Raw genomic sequence first — 16,276 nt, 5'->3', positions numbered from 1 at the left:
CGAAAACCTGCTCCGGCAGAATGCTTCAATCTAACCCGGAAAAGCTCTAGGCCGCGCGGCGGATCAGGATGTGCTTCTTCTTGCCGAGCGAGAGCTTGATGACGCCGTCGGCGGTAATTTCGCCGCTGCCGATCAGGCGGCGTTCGTCGCTGACGGCCTCGTCATTGATGCGCACTGCGCCGCCCTGGACGTGGCGACGGGCTTCGCCGTTGGAGCCGGCCAGGCCGGCGCGGACCATCAGCGACAGCAGGCCGATGCCGCCGTCGAGCTCGGTGGCCGGGATCTCGACCGAAGGCAGGTTTTCGGCGACGCGGCCTTCCTCGAAGGTAGTGCGGGCCGTTTCGGCGGATGCTTCGGCCGCCACGCGACCGTGGACGATCGCGGTCGCTTCGGTGGCGAGAATCTTCTTCGCCTCGTTGATTTCGGCGCCGCCGAGGGCCTCGAGCCTGGCGATCTCTGCCAGCGGCAGGCGGGTGAAGATCTTCAGGAAGCGGCCGACATCGGCATCCTCGGTGTTGCGCCAATACTGCCAGAAATCATAGGGGCTGAAGACGTCCTCGTTGAGCCATACGGCGCCGGAGGCGGACTTGCCCATCTTGGCGCCAGAGCTCGTCGTCAGAAGCGGCGTCGTCAGCGCATAAAGCTGCGGCGTTCCCATGCGATGGCCGAGATCGACGCCGTTGATGATGTTACCCCATTGATCCGAACCGCCCATCTGCAGGCGGCAGCCGTAGCGGCGGCTGAGTTCGACGAAGTCGTAGCCCTGCATGATCATGTAGTTGAATTCGAGGAAGGAGAGCGACTGCTCGCGGTCGAGGCGCAGCTTGACGCTGTCGAAGGAGAGCATGCGGTTGACCGAGAAATGCCGGCCGACATCCCGCAGGAATTCGACATAGTTGAGCTTCATCAGCCAATCGGCATTGTTGACCATGAAGGCGTCGGTCGGACCGTCACCGAAGCGCAGGATGCGCGAGAAGATCTTCTTGATGCCCTCGATGTTGGTGTTGATCGCCTCCGGCGTCAAAAGCTTGCGCTGCTCGTCACGGAAGGAGGGGTCGCCGACCATCGAGGTGCCGCCGCCCATTAGCGCGATCGGCCGGTGGCCGGTCTCCTGCAGCCAGTAGAGCATGGTGGCAGAGATCAAATTACCGATATGCAGGCTCGTCGCCGTTGCGTCGTAGCCGACATAGGCCGTCACGACCTCCTTAGCGAACAGGTCGTCGAGGCCGCTTTCATCGGAAACCTGATGAATGAAGCCGCGCTCTTTCAGCGTGCGGAGGAAATCGGACTTGAACTCGGACATGGCTTTCGTCTCTTCGTGCCTGCGCTGCGCCCACAGGCTTCACGCAACTTCGTTGTTGTTGATCTGTCGCGGCGCGTTTAGCACTGTTTTTACAAAAGTGCATCCGAGAATCGCATGGGAGACAAGCCTCATGGATGTGGTCAGAACCGCGATCGGCCTGATGAGCGGCACGTCGATGGATGGAATCGATGTCGCGCTGATCAGGACCGACGGCCGCGGCTTCATCGAGCGCGGGCCGTTTCTCGGCATGCCATATGAGGCAGAGTTTCGCGGACGGCTCAAACGGGCGCTGGAACTGGCACGGCCGCTCCGCGACAGGAACGAACGGCCGGGAGAACTTCGCGAGATCGAGCTCGAGCTGACCCAACGGCATGCAACTGCCGTTACGGCATTCCTCGAGCGTTTCGGGTTCGCTGCCAATGGCGTCGACGTTCTCGGTTTCCATGGCCAGACGGTGCTCCACCGGCCGGACGAGGGACTGACGATACAGATCGGCGACGGCTGGGAATTGGCGCGCCGGTCGGGCTTATCAGTAGTCTACGACATGCGTGCCAACGACATGGTGCATGGCGGGCAGGGTGCACCGCTGGTGCCGGCCTATCACGCAGCACTGGCGGGAAAATTCCAGCAGGCGGGAGAGGCGGTATGCTTCGTCAATATCGGCGGCATCTCCAACCTCACCTATATCGGCGCTGACGGCCGGATCGCCGCCTTCGACAGCGGCCCTGGCAATACGCTGATCGACCAATGGATAGAGATGCAGACCGGCAGAACCTACGATCCCGGCGGCGAGATCGGCGGACGCGGCAAGGTGATCCCCGCTTTGGCGGAGCGGTATCTCGACAGCCCGTTCTTCCGCGGCAATGTTCGCCGCTCGCTCGATCGCGGCGATTTCGTGCCGCTTCGGCCTGATGAGGCGAGCCTCGAAGACGGTGCCCGGACGCTTGCGCATGTCGCCGCCGCATCGATCGTCAAATCCGCCGGATTTCTGCCCGAATGTCCCTCGGCCTATATCGTCTGCGGCGGCGGGCGGCTGAACGGCACCTTGATGGCCGAACTCTCGGCGATGGCCGAGGGATCGAGAGTGTTGAGCGCCGAGGCCGCGGGCTTCGACGGCGATGCGATGGAGGCCGAGGCCTGGGCCTATCTCGCCGTACGCTCGCTGGACGGGCTGCCGCTGACCTTTCCCGGCACGACGGGAGTTGCGGCTCCCGTCAGCGGCGGCGTGCTGGCAATGCCATGACAAGCGAGAGCCCGATATTGAAGACGCCGCGGCTGCGCTTTGTCATGTGGGACGAAGGCGACGCTGCCCTGTTGCAGCAACTGCATTCAACGCCGGCGACGACGCGCTACCTTCCGGGCAACGCTCCCTGGAGTCTCGATAAGGCCGAGACCCGGTTGCGCGGCTGGTTGGAGGAGCAGGCGCGCGACGGCACGACCAAATATAAGCTTCTTGCCGAGGACGGCGGCTTCGTTGGCCGCGCCGGCATTTCTCGGTTCGGGAGCGAAGAATTCGAACTCGGCTATTCTCTGCGCGAAGAGACGTGGGGAAAAGGCCTGGCGACGGAGGCGGCGAGCGCGCTGGCCGACTGGTTCTTCGCAAGGGAGTTCGCGTCGGGCTTCATCGCCTTCACGCATCCCGAAAACATTGCTTCGCAGCAGGTCCTCAGGAAGATCGGCATGCGCGAACGCGCGCCGATCTTGATCGATGGAGTGCTCGACACGGCATTCGAGCTGACTGCCGGCATGCGGTCGTGGAAGCCCAGCGCGTTGTGACGATGGCGGTGGGCAGACGCCGGGGTTATGCGGTCAGCGGATCCGCTTGGCCGCCGGCTCTGGCACCAGCTCGCCGTTGAGGCGACGGTCGAGATAATCCTCGCATTCGCTCATCAGCGTCTCCACCTGACCATTGAAGAAGTGATTGGCGTTGGCGACGGTGCGATGGGTGATGAGGATGCCTTTCTGGGTCTTCAGTTTTTCCACAAGGCCGTTGACATCCTTTTCCGGCGCCACCTTGTCGGCCTCGCCGTTGATGATCAGGCCAGACGAGGGGCAGGGCGCCAGGAAGGAGAAGTCGTAGGTATTCGGCTGCGGGGCGATCGACATGAAGCCCTCGATCTCCGGCCGGCGCATCAGAAGCTGCATGCCGATCCAGGCGCCGAAGGAATAGCCGGCGACCCAGCAGGTTTTGGAATCGGGATGCAGGCTCTGCACCCAGTCGAGCGCGGAGGCGGCGTCGGACAGTTCGCCGGCGCCGTGGTCGAATTCGCCCTGGCTGCGGCCGATGCCCCGGAAGTTGAAGCGCAGGGTCGTGAATCCGCGCTTCTGAAACATGTAGAAGAGCTGGTAGACGATCTGGTTGTTCATCGTGCCGCCGAACTGCGGATGCGGATGCAGGATGAGCGCGATGGGCGCGCTTTTTTCCTTGGAGGGCTGGTAGCGGCCTTCAAGACGGCCGGCTGGGCCGTTGAAAATAACTTCGGGCATTGGTACTCCGGGTTTTATTTCGCGTTCGCGCTGCGTTGGACGACAACATGACTTGACTAATGTTGTCAGCTTTTCTAAAACGCAGTTTAGAACAATTCGAAACTTGCATGGCGATCCACGCGTCGTGGAACGTGTCATAAGGCAAGCCCGGCGGAAATTTCAAGAAAAATGCACCGCGGCCGCTGAAGCAAGCTCGTCAAGCGCAGGACTGAAGATCATGGCGCCGCCACGCCTTTATCTCGACTGGAATGCCACAGCGCCGCTGCACCCCGCAGCACGTGAGGCGATCATGCGCGCCATCGACATATTCGGCAATCCGAACAGCGTGCATGGGGAGGGGCGTGCCGCCCGCGCCGCCATCGAAGGCGCACGGCGCAAGGTGGCCGCTCTTGCCGGCACCGATCCGGGCAACGTGATCTTCACCAGTGGCGCGACGGAAGCCGCCAATCTGGTGCTGACGCCGGATTTTCGTATGGGCCGCACGCCGCTTCAACTCGGGCACCTCTATTTTTCCGCCGTCGAGCACCTGGCTGTACGAGAGGGAGGTCGATTCCCGAAGGACCGCACGACCGAGATCCCGGTGACCGACGCCGGTATCGTCGATCTGCAAGCGCTGGCCGCATTGCTCGATGCCCATGACAAATCGACAGGTCTTCCGATGGTGGCGATTATGTTCGTCAACAACGAGACGGGCATCGTCCAGCCGGTCGAAGAAGCGGCCAAGATTGTGCGGGCGCACGGTGGTCTCTTTGTTGTCGACGCCGTGCAGGCCGCCGGTCGTCTGCCGATCGAGATCGAACGCATCGGCGCGGATTTCATCATCGTCTCCTCTCACAAGATCGGTGGACCGAAGGGGGCGGGTGCATTGATCGCGCGCGGCGAGGCGCTGATGCCGAAGGCGCTGATCCGCGGCGGCGGGCAGGAGAAAGGTCACCGCTCGGGAACGCAGAATTCGCTGGCGCTGATTGGCTTCGGAGCTGCGGCGGAAGCGGTGCTTCAGGATCTTGAGGAACGGAACGCTGCGATTGCTGCGCTGCGCGGCAGGCTGGAAGCCGGCATGCACGCCGCAGCGCCCGATGTCATCATCCACGGCGCCGGTGGTCAGAGAGTCGCCAACACGATTTTCTTCACGCTCCCTTGCCTGAAGGCGGAGACTGGGCAGATCGCTTTCGATCTTGAAGGCGTCGCCCTTTCGGCGGGCTCCGCCTGCTCATCCGGCAAGGTCGGCGAAAGCCATGTGCTGACGGCGATGGGGCGTGACGCCAAGCTGGGGGCATTGCGTATCTCGCTCGGCTTTTCCACAACGGAAGAGGATATCGATAGGGCGATTGCCGCCTTCGCGAAGATCGCCTGCCGGCGCAGGTCGGCGGGCGAGGCGGCCTGACCGCATCATAAACTTGCGGAAACGCAAATTTCTGCTTGCCAATCGGGCTGAAAAGTCCCTTTTGGCCTCTTACATCAGGGCAAAGAGATTTGCCCTTGCGCTACAAGCTGCCGGACCTTGTATCCGGCGAGATTGGAGAATGAAATGGCTGCCGTGCAGGAAACGATCGACCAGGTCCGCCTGATCGATGTGGACCAGTACAAATACGGTTTCGAGACCGTCATCGAAATGGATAAGGCGCCAAAGGGCCTGTCCGAGGATATCATTCGCTTCATTTCGGCCAAGAAGCAGGAGCCGGAGTGGATGCTGGAATGGCGTCTCGAGGCTTATCGGCGCTGGCTGACGCTGGAAGAGCCGACCTGGGCGCGCGTCAATTATCCGAAGATCGATTTCAACGACATCCACTATTACGCCGCGCCGAAGAGCGCGCCGGGTCCGAAGTCGCTCGACGAGGTCGATCCGGAGCTCTTGAAGGTCTATGAGAAGCTTGGCATCCCGCTGCGCGAGCAGGAAATCCTGGCCGGCGTCGAGAAGCCGAAGATCGCCGTCGACGCCGTTTTCGACAGCGTCTCGGTCGTCACCACCTTCAAGGCGGAGCTGAAGAAGGCAGGCGTGATCTTCATGTCGATCTCCGAAGCCATTCGCGAACATCCCGATCTGGTTCGCAAATATCTCGGCTCGGTCGTGCCGACCTCGGACAATTATTACGCGACGCTGAATTCGGCTGTTTTCACCGACGGCTCCTTCGTTTTCGTGCCGAAGGGCGTTCGCTGCCCGATGGAGCTTTCCACCTATTTCCGCATCAACGAGAAGGGCACCGGCCAGTTTGAGCGCACGCTGATCATCGCCGAAGAGGGCGCCTACGTCTCTTACCTCGAAGGCTGCACGGCGCCGCAGCGCGATGAAAACCAGCTGCATGCGGCCGTGGTCGAGCTCGTGGCGCTCGACGATGCCGAGATCAAGTATTCCACCGTCCAGAACTGGTATCCGGGCGACAAGGAAGGCAAGGGCGGCATCTACAACTTCGTCACCAAGCGCGGCGATTGCCGCGGTCACCGCTCGAAGATTTCCTGGACGCAGGTCGAAACCGGCTCGGCGATCACCTGGAAATATCCGTCCTGCATCCTGCGCGGCGACGACTCCAGAGGCGAATTCTATTCGATCGCCGTCTCCAACGGCCATCAGCAGATCGATAGCGGCACCAAGATGATCCATCTCGGCAAGAACACGTCGAGCCGCATCGTCTCCAAGGGTATCGCCGCCGGCGTTTCCAACAACACCTATCGCGGCCAGGTCTCTGCCCACCGCAAGGCGTCGAACGCGCGCAACTTCACCCAGTGCGATTCGCTCCTGATCGGCGACAAGTGCGGCGCCCATACCGTGCCCTACATCGAAGCGAAGAATTCGACGGCGCAGTTCGAGCATGAAGCGACGACCTCGAAGATCTCTGAGGATCAGCTGTTCTACTGCCTGCAGCGCGGCATCCCGACCGAAGCGGCGATCGCGCTGATCGTCAACGGCTTCGTCAAGGAAGTGCTGCAGGAGCTGCCGATGGAGTTCGCCGTCGAGGCGCAGAAGCTGATCAGCATCTCGCTGGAAGGCTCTGTAGGCTGATATGGACGAGACGGACAAGAAGCGCATTCTTGAACGTCTGGAGAATATGCGCGGAGAAATATTGGCGAAAATTCGCCCCCGCGAAATCAGATATGAGACGGAAACGCGGCCGAAGCAACCTTACGTGTTTCTCCAGCAGCGCATGGAAAAACCAGGAAAGATTATTCAGATTCTCGAATGGTTTTGGTTCGTAACGCTCACGGTTTTCCGTGTCATTCGTTTTTTGGCGCGATAGCGCCGAGCGCAACAGGTCGATGTCCTTAGAAATTACGCGAGGCTCTGGTGAGCTACGCAGAGAAAACGCAGGAACCAAAGATGCTTGAAATCAGAAACCTTCATGCCCGCATCGCCGAAGACGGCACCGAGATCATCCGTGGCCTGAACCTGACGGTGAAGGCCGGCGAAGTTGCGGCGATCATGGGGCCGAACGGCTCCGGCAAGTCGACACTCTCCTACGTGCTGTCCGGCCGCGAAGACTATGAAGTGACCGAGGGTGACATCCTTTATAACGGCGAGAGCATTCTCGAGCTCGATCCCTCCGAGCGCGCCGCCAAGGGCATTTTCCTCGCCTTCCAGTATCCGGTCGAAATCCCGGGTGTCGCCACGATGCAGTTCCTGAAGGTGGCAATGAACGAGCAGCGCAAGGCGCGCGGCGAAGACGAGCTGACGACGCCGGATTTCATGCGCCGCGTTAAGGACGCTGCGGCCAAGCTGCAGATCAATACCGAAATGCTGAAGCGGCCGCTCAATGTCGGCTTCTCCGGCGGCGAGAAGAAGCGCGCCGAGATCCTGCAGATGGCACTGCTGGAGCCGAAGCTCTGCGTGCTCGACGAAACCGATTCCGGCCTTGACATCGACGCGCTGAAGATCGTTGCCGACGGCGTCAACGCGCTGCGTTCGCCTGATCGCGCCGTCGTCGTCATCACCCACTATCAGCGCCTGCTCGACTATATCGTGCCTGATACCGTCCACGTGCTCTACAAGGGCCAGGTGATCAAGTCGGGCGACAAGACCTTGGCCCATGAGCTGGAAGCCAATGGTTACGCCGACATCATCGGCACAGCGGCCTGAGTTCGGGTGGAAAGGACGACGTCCATGAACATGCAGACGACGAGCCGCCTGACCGCGGCCGAAACGGCGCTGATCGAGGCCTTCAATCAGCAGATCGGCGACCTGCCGGGCAATGGTGCGGTGACGGCGCTGCGTGACCGGCTTCTCGATGATTTGAAGAAGGCCGGACTGCCGACGCGCCGCATCGAAGCCTGGCATTACACTGACTTCAAAAATCTGCTGCGCGCCGTACCGGCGCAATTGGGTGATGCGGGCTCCAACGCGCTTGAGCCGGTCGTTGCCGGTTCCTCGGTGCTGGCGGTCATTCAGGGCCATGCCAATCAGAAGGCGGCCGTCGATGGTCTTGGCCTTTCGGCCTATTCCGAACGGCTGATCGACGGTTCCGCCGTCGAAAGGCTCGATGCGTTGGGCAGCGACGATGCGGTCGGTCGGATCAACGGCAGCTTCGTGCGCGACGGCTATGTGGTCGACGTGCCTGATGAAACCGAACTTGAAAATCCGCTGGAAATCCAGTTCATCCATGCCGGCGGGCAGACGCATACGCGTCTTCCGGTTTCCTTCGGCGCCGGCGTCAAGGGAACTGTCATCGAGCGTCACCGTGCGGTGACGGGCGATGCCGCCTTCGTGTCCCACGTCAGTGACATCACCATCGGCGAGGGCACGGAGTTGACCTGGATCATCCTGCAGCAGCAGGGCGCCGACGACACGCATCTCGGTCAGATCCGCGTCGATCTTGGCGCTAACGCCAAGCTTCGCCTGTTCGTCATCAACGCCGGCGGAAAGCTGGTGCGCCAGGAACTGAATATCAAGGTGACGGGTGAGGGTGCCGATCTGACGCTGCGCGGCATCAACCTGCTCGGGGTCGAAAGCCATACCGATGTGACGATGGTGCTCGGCCACGACGTCCCGCATACCGGTTCGACCGAAGTGATTCGCAACGTCGTCTTCGACCGCGCCAAGGGTATCTTCCAGGGCATGATCCGGGTCGCGCCCGATGCGCAGAAGACCGACGCCAAGATGGCTTGCAACACGCTGCTGATGTCCGACGACGCCGAGTTTTCGGTCAAGCCGGAGCTCGAGATCTTTGCCGACGACGTGCAATGCGGCCACGGCGCCACGGTCACCGATATCGACGCCAATCATCTCTATTACATGATGGCGCGCGGCATTCCGGAGAACAAGGCGCGGGCAATGCTCGTCAACGCCTTCGTCGCCGAGATCGTCGAGGAACTGGAAGACGAAGCCCTGGTCGAGGCGCTGGAAAGCGTGATTTCGGCCTGGCTCGAAAAGCACGCCTGATCGGATAAATGCCATGGACAAGATAGTGCCGGCCACGCAATACGACGTCGAAACCATCCGCCGGGATTTTCCGATCCTGGCGGACAAGGTGCACGGCAAGCCGCTGGTCTATCTCGACAACGGCGCCTCGGCCCAGAAGCCGCAGTCGGTGATCGACGCGATCTCGCATGCCTACGCCCATGAATACGCCAATGTGCATCGCGGCCTGCATTATCTCTCCAATGCCGCGACCGATGCCTATGAGGGGGCGCGCGAGAAGGTGCGGCGCTTCCTCAATGCCCCTTCGGTCAACGACATCGTCTTCACGAAAAATTCGACGGAAGCGATCAATACTGTCGCCTATGGCTGGGGCATGCCGAAGATCGGCGAAGGCGACGAGATCGTCCTGACAATCATGGAGCACCATTCCAACATCGTGCCCTGGCACTTCATCCGCGAGCGTCAGGGCGCCAAGCTGGTCTGGGTGCCGGTAGACGACGAAGGCGCCTTCCATATCGAGGATTTCGAGAAGAGCCTGACGGAGCGCACCAAACTCGTCGCCATCACCCATATGTCGAATGCGCTCGGCACGATCGTTCCGGTTAAGGAGGTCTGCCGCATCGCCCATGAGCGCGGCATTCCGGTCTTGATCGACGGCAGCCAGGGCGCCGTGCATCTGCCGGTCGACGTGCAGGATATCGATTGCGACTGGTACGTCATGACCGGCCACAAGCTCTACGGCCCGTCGGGCATCGGCGTGCTCTACGGCAAGAAGGAACGGCTTGCCCAGATGCGCCCATTCCAGGGCGGCGGCGAGATGATCTTCGAGGTCGCCGAGGACGCGGTCACCTATAACGATCCGCCGCATCGCTTCGAAGCCGGCACGCCGCCGATCGTGCAGGCGATCGGGCTCGGTTATGCGCTCGACTATATGGAGAAGATCGGCCGCGAGGCGATCGCCCGGCATGAGGCCGATCTTGCAGCTTACGCAGCCGAGCGCCTCCGGTCGGTCAATTCGCTGCGGATGTTCGGGACGGCGCCCGGCAAGGGGAGCATTTTTTCCTTCGAGCTTGCCGGCCTCCACGCCCATGACGTCTCGATGGTGATCGACCGGCAGGGAATTGCCGTGCGGGCCGGCACGCATTGCGCCATGCCGCTCTTGAAACGCTTCGGCGTCACCTCCACATGCCGTGCATCGTTCGGCATGTACAATACCCGCGCCGAGGTCGATGCGCTGGCTGATGCGCTTGATTATGCGCGCAAGTTCTTTGCCTGAGGAGTGTCCGTGATGAGCCTGGACGAAAGCGAACAGAAGATCGACGTGCGCGAAGGCATCGTGCATTCCAGCATCCCGGCCGATGAACTGGCGCGGCTCAGCGATGACGTCATCGCCGCGCTGAAGACCGTCTACGACCCGGAAATCCCTGCCGACATCTTCGAACTCGGCCTGGTCTACAAGATCGATATCGAGGACAACAGGATGGTGAAGATCATGATGACGCTGACCGCGCCCGGCTGCCCGGTTGCCGGCGAGATGCCGGGCTGGGTGGAGAATGCCGTTGGCGCCGTCGAAGGTGTGTCGGGCGTCGAGGTCGAAATGACCTTCGATCCGCCATGGACGCCGGACCGCATGTCCGAGGAGGCGCAGGTCGCCGTCGGCTGGTACTGAGCCGGTATTGATCCGTTTACCTCGGGCGACTACATTTGATTCACGAAGCACCGGATCTTGACCCCGGTTGTGGAAGGAGATGAAGCCGATGGGCTTTGCAGTGATGAGCATGACGGACGGGGCTGCCGCCCGCGTCAAGGCGATCGTCGAAAATTCCGGGCCGGAAGCGAAAGGGGTTCGTGTCGGCATCAAGAAGGGCGGCTGCGCCGGGATGGAATATACCATCGACCTGGTGACCGAGCCGAATGCCAAGGACGATCTGATCGAGCGCGACGGCGCCAAGGTCTGGGTCGAACCCTCAGCCGTACTTTACCTGCTCGGCACCGAAATGGGTTTCGAGCAGACGACGCTGCGCTCCGGCTTCACCTTCACCAACCCCAACCAGACATCGGCCTGCGGCTGCGGTGAATCCGTCGAACTGAAACCCGCCGATCTCGCTGCCCTTGCTGCACAGCGCCAAAACGAGCCGGCGCATTCCTAAGCCGTTCAGGCTGGCGAGAATTCTCAGCCGGCTAGCTCCCGGTGAAATACGGGCGCTCAGTCGCGCTTGATGCTCATCAGCATTTCCCACATATCAGCGCCGGTCTCGAAGACCACGGCGTTTGCCTTATAGCTCTGCTCGGCTTCGATCAGGTAGGTCAGTTCTGTGGCGGGATCGACGTCCGAATCCGTCGGATCGACGCTCGCCTGGACGCCGCTTGGTTCGACGGAGGTGAAGCTGGTGCTCAGCTTGGCATAACCTGACGTGCTGCTGTTTGCGATATTGCTGGCAATCGCGCCGACCCGTGCGGTCTGTGCCCGCATTCCCGAAAGCGCCGTGCTCGTAATACCCGATATGCTCATCGCTGTTTCCCCAGGACTGGATGAAATTCTTGTACATGCAAGGCTTAGGGAATGCTGAAGCCGTTGCGTTAGCAAAGACCTGCAGACGAGCAAGTCCTGCCGCTGCATCTGCTCCGAATTGGCACAGAGCGGGATCTGGAGGCGGCCTTTGCTATCGCGATGCCACCCAGTCGTGCCAATCGCTTTCACTGCCGTTGAACACATTGAGGTCAATCTTGCCGTCGACGCCATCGGAAAGGCCCGAGCCGGAATATTGCCAGAAGAGCCACTTCCTGCCGGGATAGACCTTGGACGGGTGAGCCGCGACCGAGCGCAGCCAGAAGGGATAGTCGAGCATCTGGCCCTTCAAATTGTCGCGGTAGAAGTCCGGTGCCGTGTAGATGATCGGGCGCTGGCCGTAATGACGCTCCAGCTTGTCCATGAAGACCTGCATCTTTTCCCGGACGCGGGCCGGGGAAATGCGCCGCTTGCAGCTCGATTCGCCGTTCCATTCGACGTCGATGACCGGCGGAAGCGCGTTGGCTTCCTTTGGAACGTTGCGGATGAACCAGTCGGCCTGTTCGCCGGCCGTCCGGCACCAGTAGAAGAAGTGATAGGCGCCGTGTTTCAGGCCGGCTTCCCTGGCGCGGCGCCAGTTCTTCTTGAACATCGGATCGAGGTGATCGCCGCCATCCGTTGCCTTGATGTAGACGAAGTTGGCCCCCTGCTGGCGCAAAGTTTCCCAGTCGATCTCGCCCTGCCAGCGCGAGACGTCGACGCCATGCACGGCAAGCTTTCTCGGCGAAGTCCTGCCGAAGTTGATCGGTTTGGCATCGCGGAAGCGGTGGCCGTAAATTCGCGAGCGCGTCGGTGATTTCGGGCCGGCATCCGGATCGATCGCCGGGTCAGCGGGCATGAGCATCGCCACCGGCCGTTCCGTCGGCATCGGCATGCCGACCGGCCTGTCTGCGGGCACGAGCGCCTGGGGCTCCGGAACCGGTCCCGTCCAGCTCAATGCTTCCTGCGGCGGGCTTGCCTGTGGGGCAGCTTCGCCAACGGCGGCGGACGGTATCGGACCGCTCGGCTTCGCGATGGCGTTTGTGGTTTCCTTGGACGGTACAGGGGTGAGCACGTCTTCGGCGCCAGAGCTCGTGGAGCATCCCGACAGGATCACGGCGGCGAGGAGAATTGCTGATACAGCCGATGAACGCATAAGAACCTGCACGCAAGACCAAGATCGACGGTGACGTTTTCGGTAAGGAAAACTGCCCATTTTGAATTGCTAACAGAGACTTGCTAAGAAAGGTTAAATTTGAATCCAATGCCGCGAAAGGTACATTGGTTCATTGCGCCGGTTGCAACCTGCGCAAGGCGGCGTGTCAGCCCTCCCGAACGGCGCGGGAGGGCCTGTACAATTGCTGTTATTCCGCAGCCTCCGCGTAGCTTTCCACCGGCGGGCAGGTGCAGATCAGGTTGCGGTCACCGTAGACATTGTCGACGCGGTTGACCGGGGACCAGTATTTGTCGACGCGGAAAGCGCCGGGCGGGAAGCAGGCCTGTTCCCGGCTGTAAGGCCGATCCCATTCGCCGACAAGGTCTTCCACCGTGTGCGGGGCGTTCTTCAGCGGGTTGTTGGCCTTGTCCATGCGGCCGTCCTCGATGGCACGGGCTTCCTCGCGGATCGCCAGCATCGCCTCGCAGAAGCGGTCGAGCTCGGCCTTGGTCTCGCTTTCCGTCGGCTCAATCATCAGCGTGCCGGCGACCGGCCAACTCATTGTCGGCGCATGGAAGCCGCAGTCGATCAGCCGTTTGGCGACGTCGTCGACGGTGACACCTGAACTGTCGACCAGCGGGCGGGTGTCGATGATGCATTCATGCGCGACGCGGCCGGTTTTCGATTTGTAGAGCACGTCATAAGCGCCCTTCAGCCGGGCGGCGATATAGTTGGCGTTGAGGATCGCCACCTTGGTCGCCTGGGTCAGACCTTCGCCACCCATCATCAGACAGTAGCTCCAGGAGATCGGCAGGATCGACGCCGAGCCGAAGGCTGCCGCCGAAACGGCACCCGGCCGGCCGTCGGTCTCCGGGTGGCCCGGCAGGTGCGGCGCCAGATGCGCCTTGACGCCGATCGGGCCCATGCCAGGGCCGCCGCCGCCATGCGGGATGCAGAAGGTCTTGTGCAGGTTGAGGTGGGAAACGTCGGAGCCGATGTCACCGGGGCGGGACAGGCCGACCATGGCGTTCATGTTGGCGCCGTCGAGATAGACCTGGCCGCCGTGCTGATGCACCAGTTCGCAGATTTGCTTGACCGTCTCTTCGAACACGCCGTGCGTCGAGGGATAGGTGATCATGCAGCAGGAGAGATTGGCCGCGTGCTCCTCGGCTTTGGCGCGGAAATCCTCCATGTCGATGTCGCCGTTTTCGCGCACCTTGACGACGACAACCTTCATGCCGGCCATCTGCGCCGAGGCAGGGTTGGTGCCGTGCGCCGAAGTCGGGATCAGGCAGACGTCGCGATGGCCTTCGCCATTGGCGATGTGGTAGTTGCGGATCGTCAGCAGGCCGGCATATTCGCCTTGCGCGCCGGAATTAGGCTGCATCGAGAAGGCGTCGTAGCCGGTGACGGCGCAGAGTTTTTCGGTGAGATCATCAAGCATCTCGCGGTAGCCGAGCGCCTGGTCTGCCGGCACGAAGGGATGGATATCGGAAAATTCCGGCCAGGTGATCGGCAGCATTTCCGCCGTGGCATTGAGCTTCATCGTGCAGGAGCCGAGCGGGATCATCGCACGGTCGAGCGCGAGGTCGCGATCGGACAGCCGGCGGATGTAGCGCGTCATTTCGCTTTCGGCCCGGTTCATGTGGAAGATCGGATGAGTGAGATACTCGCTGGTCCTGAGCAGGCCCTTCGGCAGGCGGTAGGACGGCTCGAAATCGGCGATCTTGAAATTGCCGCCGAAGGCGCGCCAGACGGCTTCGAGTGTCGCGGGGCGCGTGCGCTCGTCGAGGCTGATGCCGATTCCGGTTTCGCCGACCTTGCGCAGATTGACGCCCTCGGCGACGGCGGCGCGCAGGATCAGGCCCTGCATATGGCCGACATCGACGGTGATCGTGTCGAAGAAGCTTTCGGGCTCCACCTTGTAGCCGAGCTTTTCCAGGCCCTTGGCCATCAGCACGGCTTTCTGGTGCACCTGCTGGGCAATCGCCTTGATGCCCTTCGGACCGTGGAAGACGGCGTACATCGAGGCCATGACGGCGAGCAGCACCTGGGCGGTGCAGATGTTCGATGTCGCCTTTTCGCGGCGGATATGCTGTTCGCGGGTCTGCAGCGACAAGCGGTAGGCGCGATTGCCGCGGGCATCGACGGACACACCCACGAGGCGGCCGGGCATGGAACGCTTGATGGCGTCCTTGACCGCCATATAGGCGGCATGCGGACCGCCGTAACCGACGGGAACGCCGAAGCGCTGCGAGGAGCCGATGGCGATATCGGCGCCCATTTCGCCGGGTGATTTCAGCAGCGTCAGCGCCAGAATGTCGGCTGCGACCACGGCGATTGCGCCGGTCTGGTGCAGGCGGGAGATCAGGCCGGTGAAGTCATGCACGTGACCGTGCGTGCCGGGATACTGGAAGATCGCGCCGAAGACATCGACGGGATCGAGATCGGTGAAGGGATTGCCGACGATGACCTGCCAACCGAGCGGTTCGGCGCGAGTGCGAATGAGGGCAATGGTCTGCGGATGGCAGTCGGCATCGACGAAGAAGGCCTTGGCCTTCGACTTGGAGACGCGCTCGGCCATCGCCATGCCTTCGGCGGCAGCGGTCGCCTCGTCGAGCAGCGAGGCGTTGGCGACATCGAGGCCGGTCAAATCGCAGACCATCGTCTGGTAGTTCAAGAGCGCTTCCAGGCGGCCCTGGCTGATCTCCGGCTGGTAAGGTGTATAGGCCGTGTACCAGGCGGGGTTTTCCAGGATGTTGCGCTGAATGACAGGCGGCGTGATCGTGCCGTAGTAACCCTGGCCGATCAGCGAAACCAGCACCTTGTTCTTGTTGGCCGTCTCGCGCAGCTTGTCGAGCGCCTCACGCTCGGTCATCGGCGCGCCCCAGACGAGCGGCGCCTTCTGACGGATCGCGGACGGCAGCGTCGCGTCGATCAAGCCGTCGAGGCTGCTATAGCCGATCACCTTCAGCATGTCGGTCATTTCGGCCGGCGAGGGGCCGATGTGACGGCGATTGGCGAAATCGTAGGGCTGATAGTCGGTGAACTGGAATTCGGTCGGCGTCGTCATTACGCGGTGAGCTCCTTGTAGGCGGCCTCGTCGAGCAGGCCGTCGGCATCGGCGGGGTTCTTGAGCTTGAGCTTGAAGAACCAGCCGGCGCCTTGAGGATCGGAGTTGATGAGCGAGGGATCGGCAACGATCGCTTCGTTGACCGCGGTGATCTCGCCGTCGAGCGGACAATAGACCTCTGAGGCTGCCTTGACGGATTCGACGGTTGCCGCATCGTCGTTCTTCGCAAAGCTCTTGCCGACTTCGGGCAGTTCGACGAAGACGAGATCGCCGAGCTGTTCGACGGCGTAGGTGGTGATGCCGACGGTTGCGACATCGCCGTCGAGTTCGAGCCATTCATGTTCAGCGGTAAATTTCAGCAT

At 61.8% G+C, this 16,276-nt stretch carries 16 protein-coding genes; 10 read left to right on the top strand and 6 right to left on the bottom strand.

The window, feature by feature from the left end; all coding sequences use genetic code 11:
* Positions 1 to 46 precede the first annotated feature (46 nt).
* The gene (tyrS, locus tag AMK02_RS11440) at positions 47 to 1,303 is read right to left on the bottom strand and encodes a tyrosine--tRNA ligase (RefSeq protein WP_064802832.1); all 1,257 of its coding nucleotides are present in this window, start codon (positions 1,301 to 1,303) and stop codon (positions 47 to 49) included.
* Positions 1,304 to 1,433: 130 nt separating this feature from the next.
* Between tyrS and AMK02_RS11435 the strand changes: the two genes are divergently transcribed.
* Together AMK02_RS11435 and AMK02_RS11430 are read left to right on the top strand one after the other, a co-directional pair.
* The gene (locus tag AMK02_RS11435) at positions 1,434 to 2,546 is read left to right on the top strand and encodes an anhydro-N-acetylmuramic acid kinase (RefSeq protein ID WP_064802830.1); all 1,113 of its coding nucleotides are present in this window, start codon (positions 1,434 to 1,436) and stop codon (positions 2,544 to 2,546) included.
* Positions 2,543 to 3,079, top strand: coding sequence for a GNAT family N-acetyltransferase (locus AMK02_RS11430; RefSeq protein WP_064802828.1), 537 nt, complete (start codon positions 2,543 to 2,545; stop codon positions 3,077 to 3,079). Before AMK02_RS11435 ends, AMK02_RS11430 begins: the two co-directional genes overlap by 4 nt.
* Before the next feature lie 33 nt (positions 3,080 to 3,112).
* On the opposite strand, the gene AMK02_RS11425 is transcribed toward AMK02_RS11430, so the two are convergent.
* Entirely contained in the window at positions 3,113 to 3,790 is a 678-nt protein-coding gene (locus tag AMK02_RS11425; protein ID WP_064705075.1) for an alpha/beta hydrolase, read from the bottom strand.
* 217 nt (positions 3,791 to 4,007) lie between these two features.
* Here AMK02_RS11425 and AMK02_RS11420 point away from each other — a divergent pair, with 217 nt between their 5' ends.
* The 8 genes from AMK02_RS11420 to sufA all read left to right on the top strand — a co-directional run bounded on the left by AMK02_RS11420 (position 4,008) and on the right by sufA (position 11,287).
* Positions 4,008 to 5,174, top strand: coding sequence for a cysteine desulfurase family protein (locus AMK02_RS11420; RefSeq protein ID WP_064802826.1), 1,167 nt, complete (start codon positions 4,008 to 4,010; stop codon positions 5,172 to 5,174).
* 144 nt (positions 5,175 to 5,318) lie between these two features.
* Positions 5,319 to 6,788, top strand: a complete 1,470-nt coding sequence (sufB, locus tag AMK02_RS11415) for a Fe-S cluster assembly protein SufB (protein ID WP_064802824.1) — start codon at positions 5,319 to 5,321, stop codon at positions 6,786 to 6,788.
* Between the two features lies 1 nt (position 6,789).
* Complete coding sequence (locus tag AMK02_RS11410) at positions 6,790 to 7,023, top strand: hypothetical protein (RefSeq protein ID WP_064802823.1); 234 nt, start codon at positions 6,790 to 6,792, stop codon at positions 7,021 to 7,023.
* Positions 7,024 to 7,103: 80 nt separating this feature from the next.
* Positions 7,104 to 7,859, top strand: coding sequence for a Fe-S cluster assembly ATPase SufC (sufC, locus tag AMK02_RS11405; protein ID WP_064802821.1), 756 nt, complete (start codon positions 7,104 to 7,106; stop codon positions 7,857 to 7,859).
* A gap of 24 nt (positions 7,860 to 7,883) precedes the next feature.
* A complete protein-coding gene (gene sufD, locus AMK02_RS11400) occupies positions 7,884 to 9,158 on the top strand; it encodes a Fe-S cluster assembly protein SufD (protein ID WP_064802819.1) in 1,275 nt (424 codons plus the stop codon).
* Between the two features lie 13 nt (positions 9,159 to 9,171).
* Complete coding sequence (locus AMK02_RS11395) at positions 9,172 to 10,413, top strand: cysteine desulfurase (protein WP_064802817.1); 1,242 nt, start codon at positions 9,172 to 9,174, stop codon at positions 10,411 to 10,413.
* A 12-nt stretch (positions 10,414 to 10,425) separates the two neighbouring features.
* Positions 10,426 to 10,806, top strand: a complete 381-nt coding sequence (locus AMK02_RS11390) for an SUF system Fe-S cluster assembly protein (protein WP_064802814.1) — start codon at positions 10,426 to 10,428, stop codon at positions 10,804 to 10,806.
* An 88-nt stretch (positions 10,807 to 10,894) separates the two neighbouring features.
* Positions 10,895 to 11,287, top strand: a complete 393-nt coding sequence (sufA, locus tag AMK02_RS11385; protein ID WP_064802812.1) for a Fe-S cluster assembly scaffold SufA — start codon at positions 10,895 to 10,897, stop codon at positions 11,285 to 11,287.
* A 56-nt stretch (positions 11,288 to 11,343) separates the two neighbouring features.
* On the opposite strand, the gene AMK02_RS11380 is transcribed toward sufA, so the two are convergent.
* The 4 genes from AMK02_RS11380 to gcvH all read right to left on the bottom strand — a co-directional run bounded on the left by AMK02_RS11380 (position 11,344) and on the right by gcvH (position 16,276).
* Positions 11,344 to 11,649: a flagellar basal body rod protein FlgC gene (locus tag AMK02_RS11380; RefSeq protein ID WP_064802810.1), complete on the bottom strand. Its 306-nt coding sequence runs from the start codon at positions 11,647 to 11,649 to the stop codon at positions 11,344 to 11,346.
* Positions 11,650 to 11,800: 151 nt separating this feature from the next.
* The gene (locus AMK02_RS11375; protein ID WP_064802808.1) at positions 11,801 to 12,841 is read right to left on the bottom strand and encodes a glycoside hydrolase family 25 protein; all 1,041 of its coding nucleotides are present in this window, start codon (positions 12,839 to 12,841) and stop codon (positions 11,801 to 11,803) included.
* 208 nt (positions 12,842 to 13,049) lie between these two features.
* Entirely contained in the window at positions 13,050 to 15,914 is a 2,865-nt protein-coding gene (gene gcvP / locus AMK02_RS11370; protein ID WP_064802806.1) for an aminomethyl-transferring glycine dehydrogenase, read from the bottom strand.
* Positions 15,914 to 16,276 carry a glycine cleavage system protein GcvH gene (gcvH, locus tag AMK02_RS11365; protein ID WP_064802805.1) on the bottom strand — a complete coding sequence of 121 codons (363 nt, stop codon included), beginning with the start codon at positions 16,274 to 16,276 and terminating at the stop codon, positions 15,914 to 15,916. The genes gcvP and gcvH overlap by 1 nt, the downstream gene beginning before the upstream one ends.

The organism is Rhizobium sp. N731, assembly GCF_001664145.1.
Taxonomy (GTDB): Bacteria; Pseudomonadota; Alphaproteobacteria; order Rhizobiales; family Rhizobiaceae; genus Rhizobium; species Rhizobium esperanzae.
Note: the sequence above shows the minus strand (reverse complement) of the source record. Positions and strands in the feature narration are given on the sequence as shown.

Coding starts and splice junctions, on each gene's coding strand:
- tyrS (WP_064802832.1), bottom strand. CDS start 1,303: ATGTCCGAGTTCAAGTCCGATTTCCTCCGCACGCTGAAAGAGCGCGGC.
- AMK02_RS11435 (WP_064802830.1), top strand. CDS start 1,434: ATGGATGTGGTCAGAACCGCGATCGGCCTGATGAGCGGCACGTCGATG.
- AMK02_RS11430 (WP_064802828.1), top strand. CDS start 2,543: ATGACAAGCGAGAGCCCGATATTGAAGACGCCGCGGCTGCGCTTTGTC.
- AMK02_RS11425 (WP_064705075.1), bottom strand. CDS start 3,790: ATGCCCGAAGTTATTTTCAACGGCCCAGCCGGCCGTCTTGAAGGCCGC.
- AMK02_RS11420 (WP_064802826.1), top strand. CDS start 4,008: ATGGCGCCGCCACGCCTTTATCTCGACTGGAATGCCACAGCGCCGCTG.
- sufB (WP_064802824.1), top strand. CDS start 5,319: ATGGCTGCCGTGCAGGAAACGATCGACCAGGTCCGCCTGATCGATGTG.
- AMK02_RS11410 (WP_064802823.1), top strand. CDS start 6,790: ATGGACGAGACGGACAAGAAGCGCATTCTTGAACGTCTGGAGAATATG.
- sufC (WP_064802821.1), top strand. CDS start 7,104: ATGCTTGAAATCAGAAACCTTCATGCCCGCATCGCCGAAGACGGCACC.
- sufD (WP_064802819.1), top strand. CDS start 7,884: ATGAACATGCAGACGACGAGCCGCCTGACCGCGGCCGAAACGGCGCTG.
- AMK02_RS11395 (WP_064802817.1), top strand. CDS start 9,172: ATGGACAAGATAGTGCCGGCCACGCAATACGACGTCGAAACCATCCGC.
- AMK02_RS11390 (WP_064802814.1), top strand. CDS start 10,426: ATGAGCCTGGACGAAAGCGAACAGAAGATCGACGTGCGCGAAGGCATC.
- sufA (WP_064802812.1), top strand. CDS start 10,895: ATGGGCTTTGCAGTGATGAGCATGACGGACGGGGCTGCCGCCCGCGTC.
- AMK02_RS11380 (WP_064802810.1), bottom strand. CDS start 11,649: ATGAGCATATCGGGTATTACGAGCACGGCGCTTTCGGGAATGCGGGCA.
- AMK02_RS11375 (WP_064802808.1), bottom strand. CDS start 12,841: ATGCGTTCATCGGCTGTATCAGCAATTCTCCTCGCCGCCGTGATCCTG.
- gcvP (WP_064802806.1), bottom strand. CDS start 15,914: ATGACGACGCCGACCGAATTCCAGTTCACCGACTATCAGCCCTACGAT.
- gcvH (WP_064802805.1), bottom strand. CDS start 16,276: ATGCTGAAATTTACCGCTGAACATGAATGGCTCGAACTCGACGGCGAT.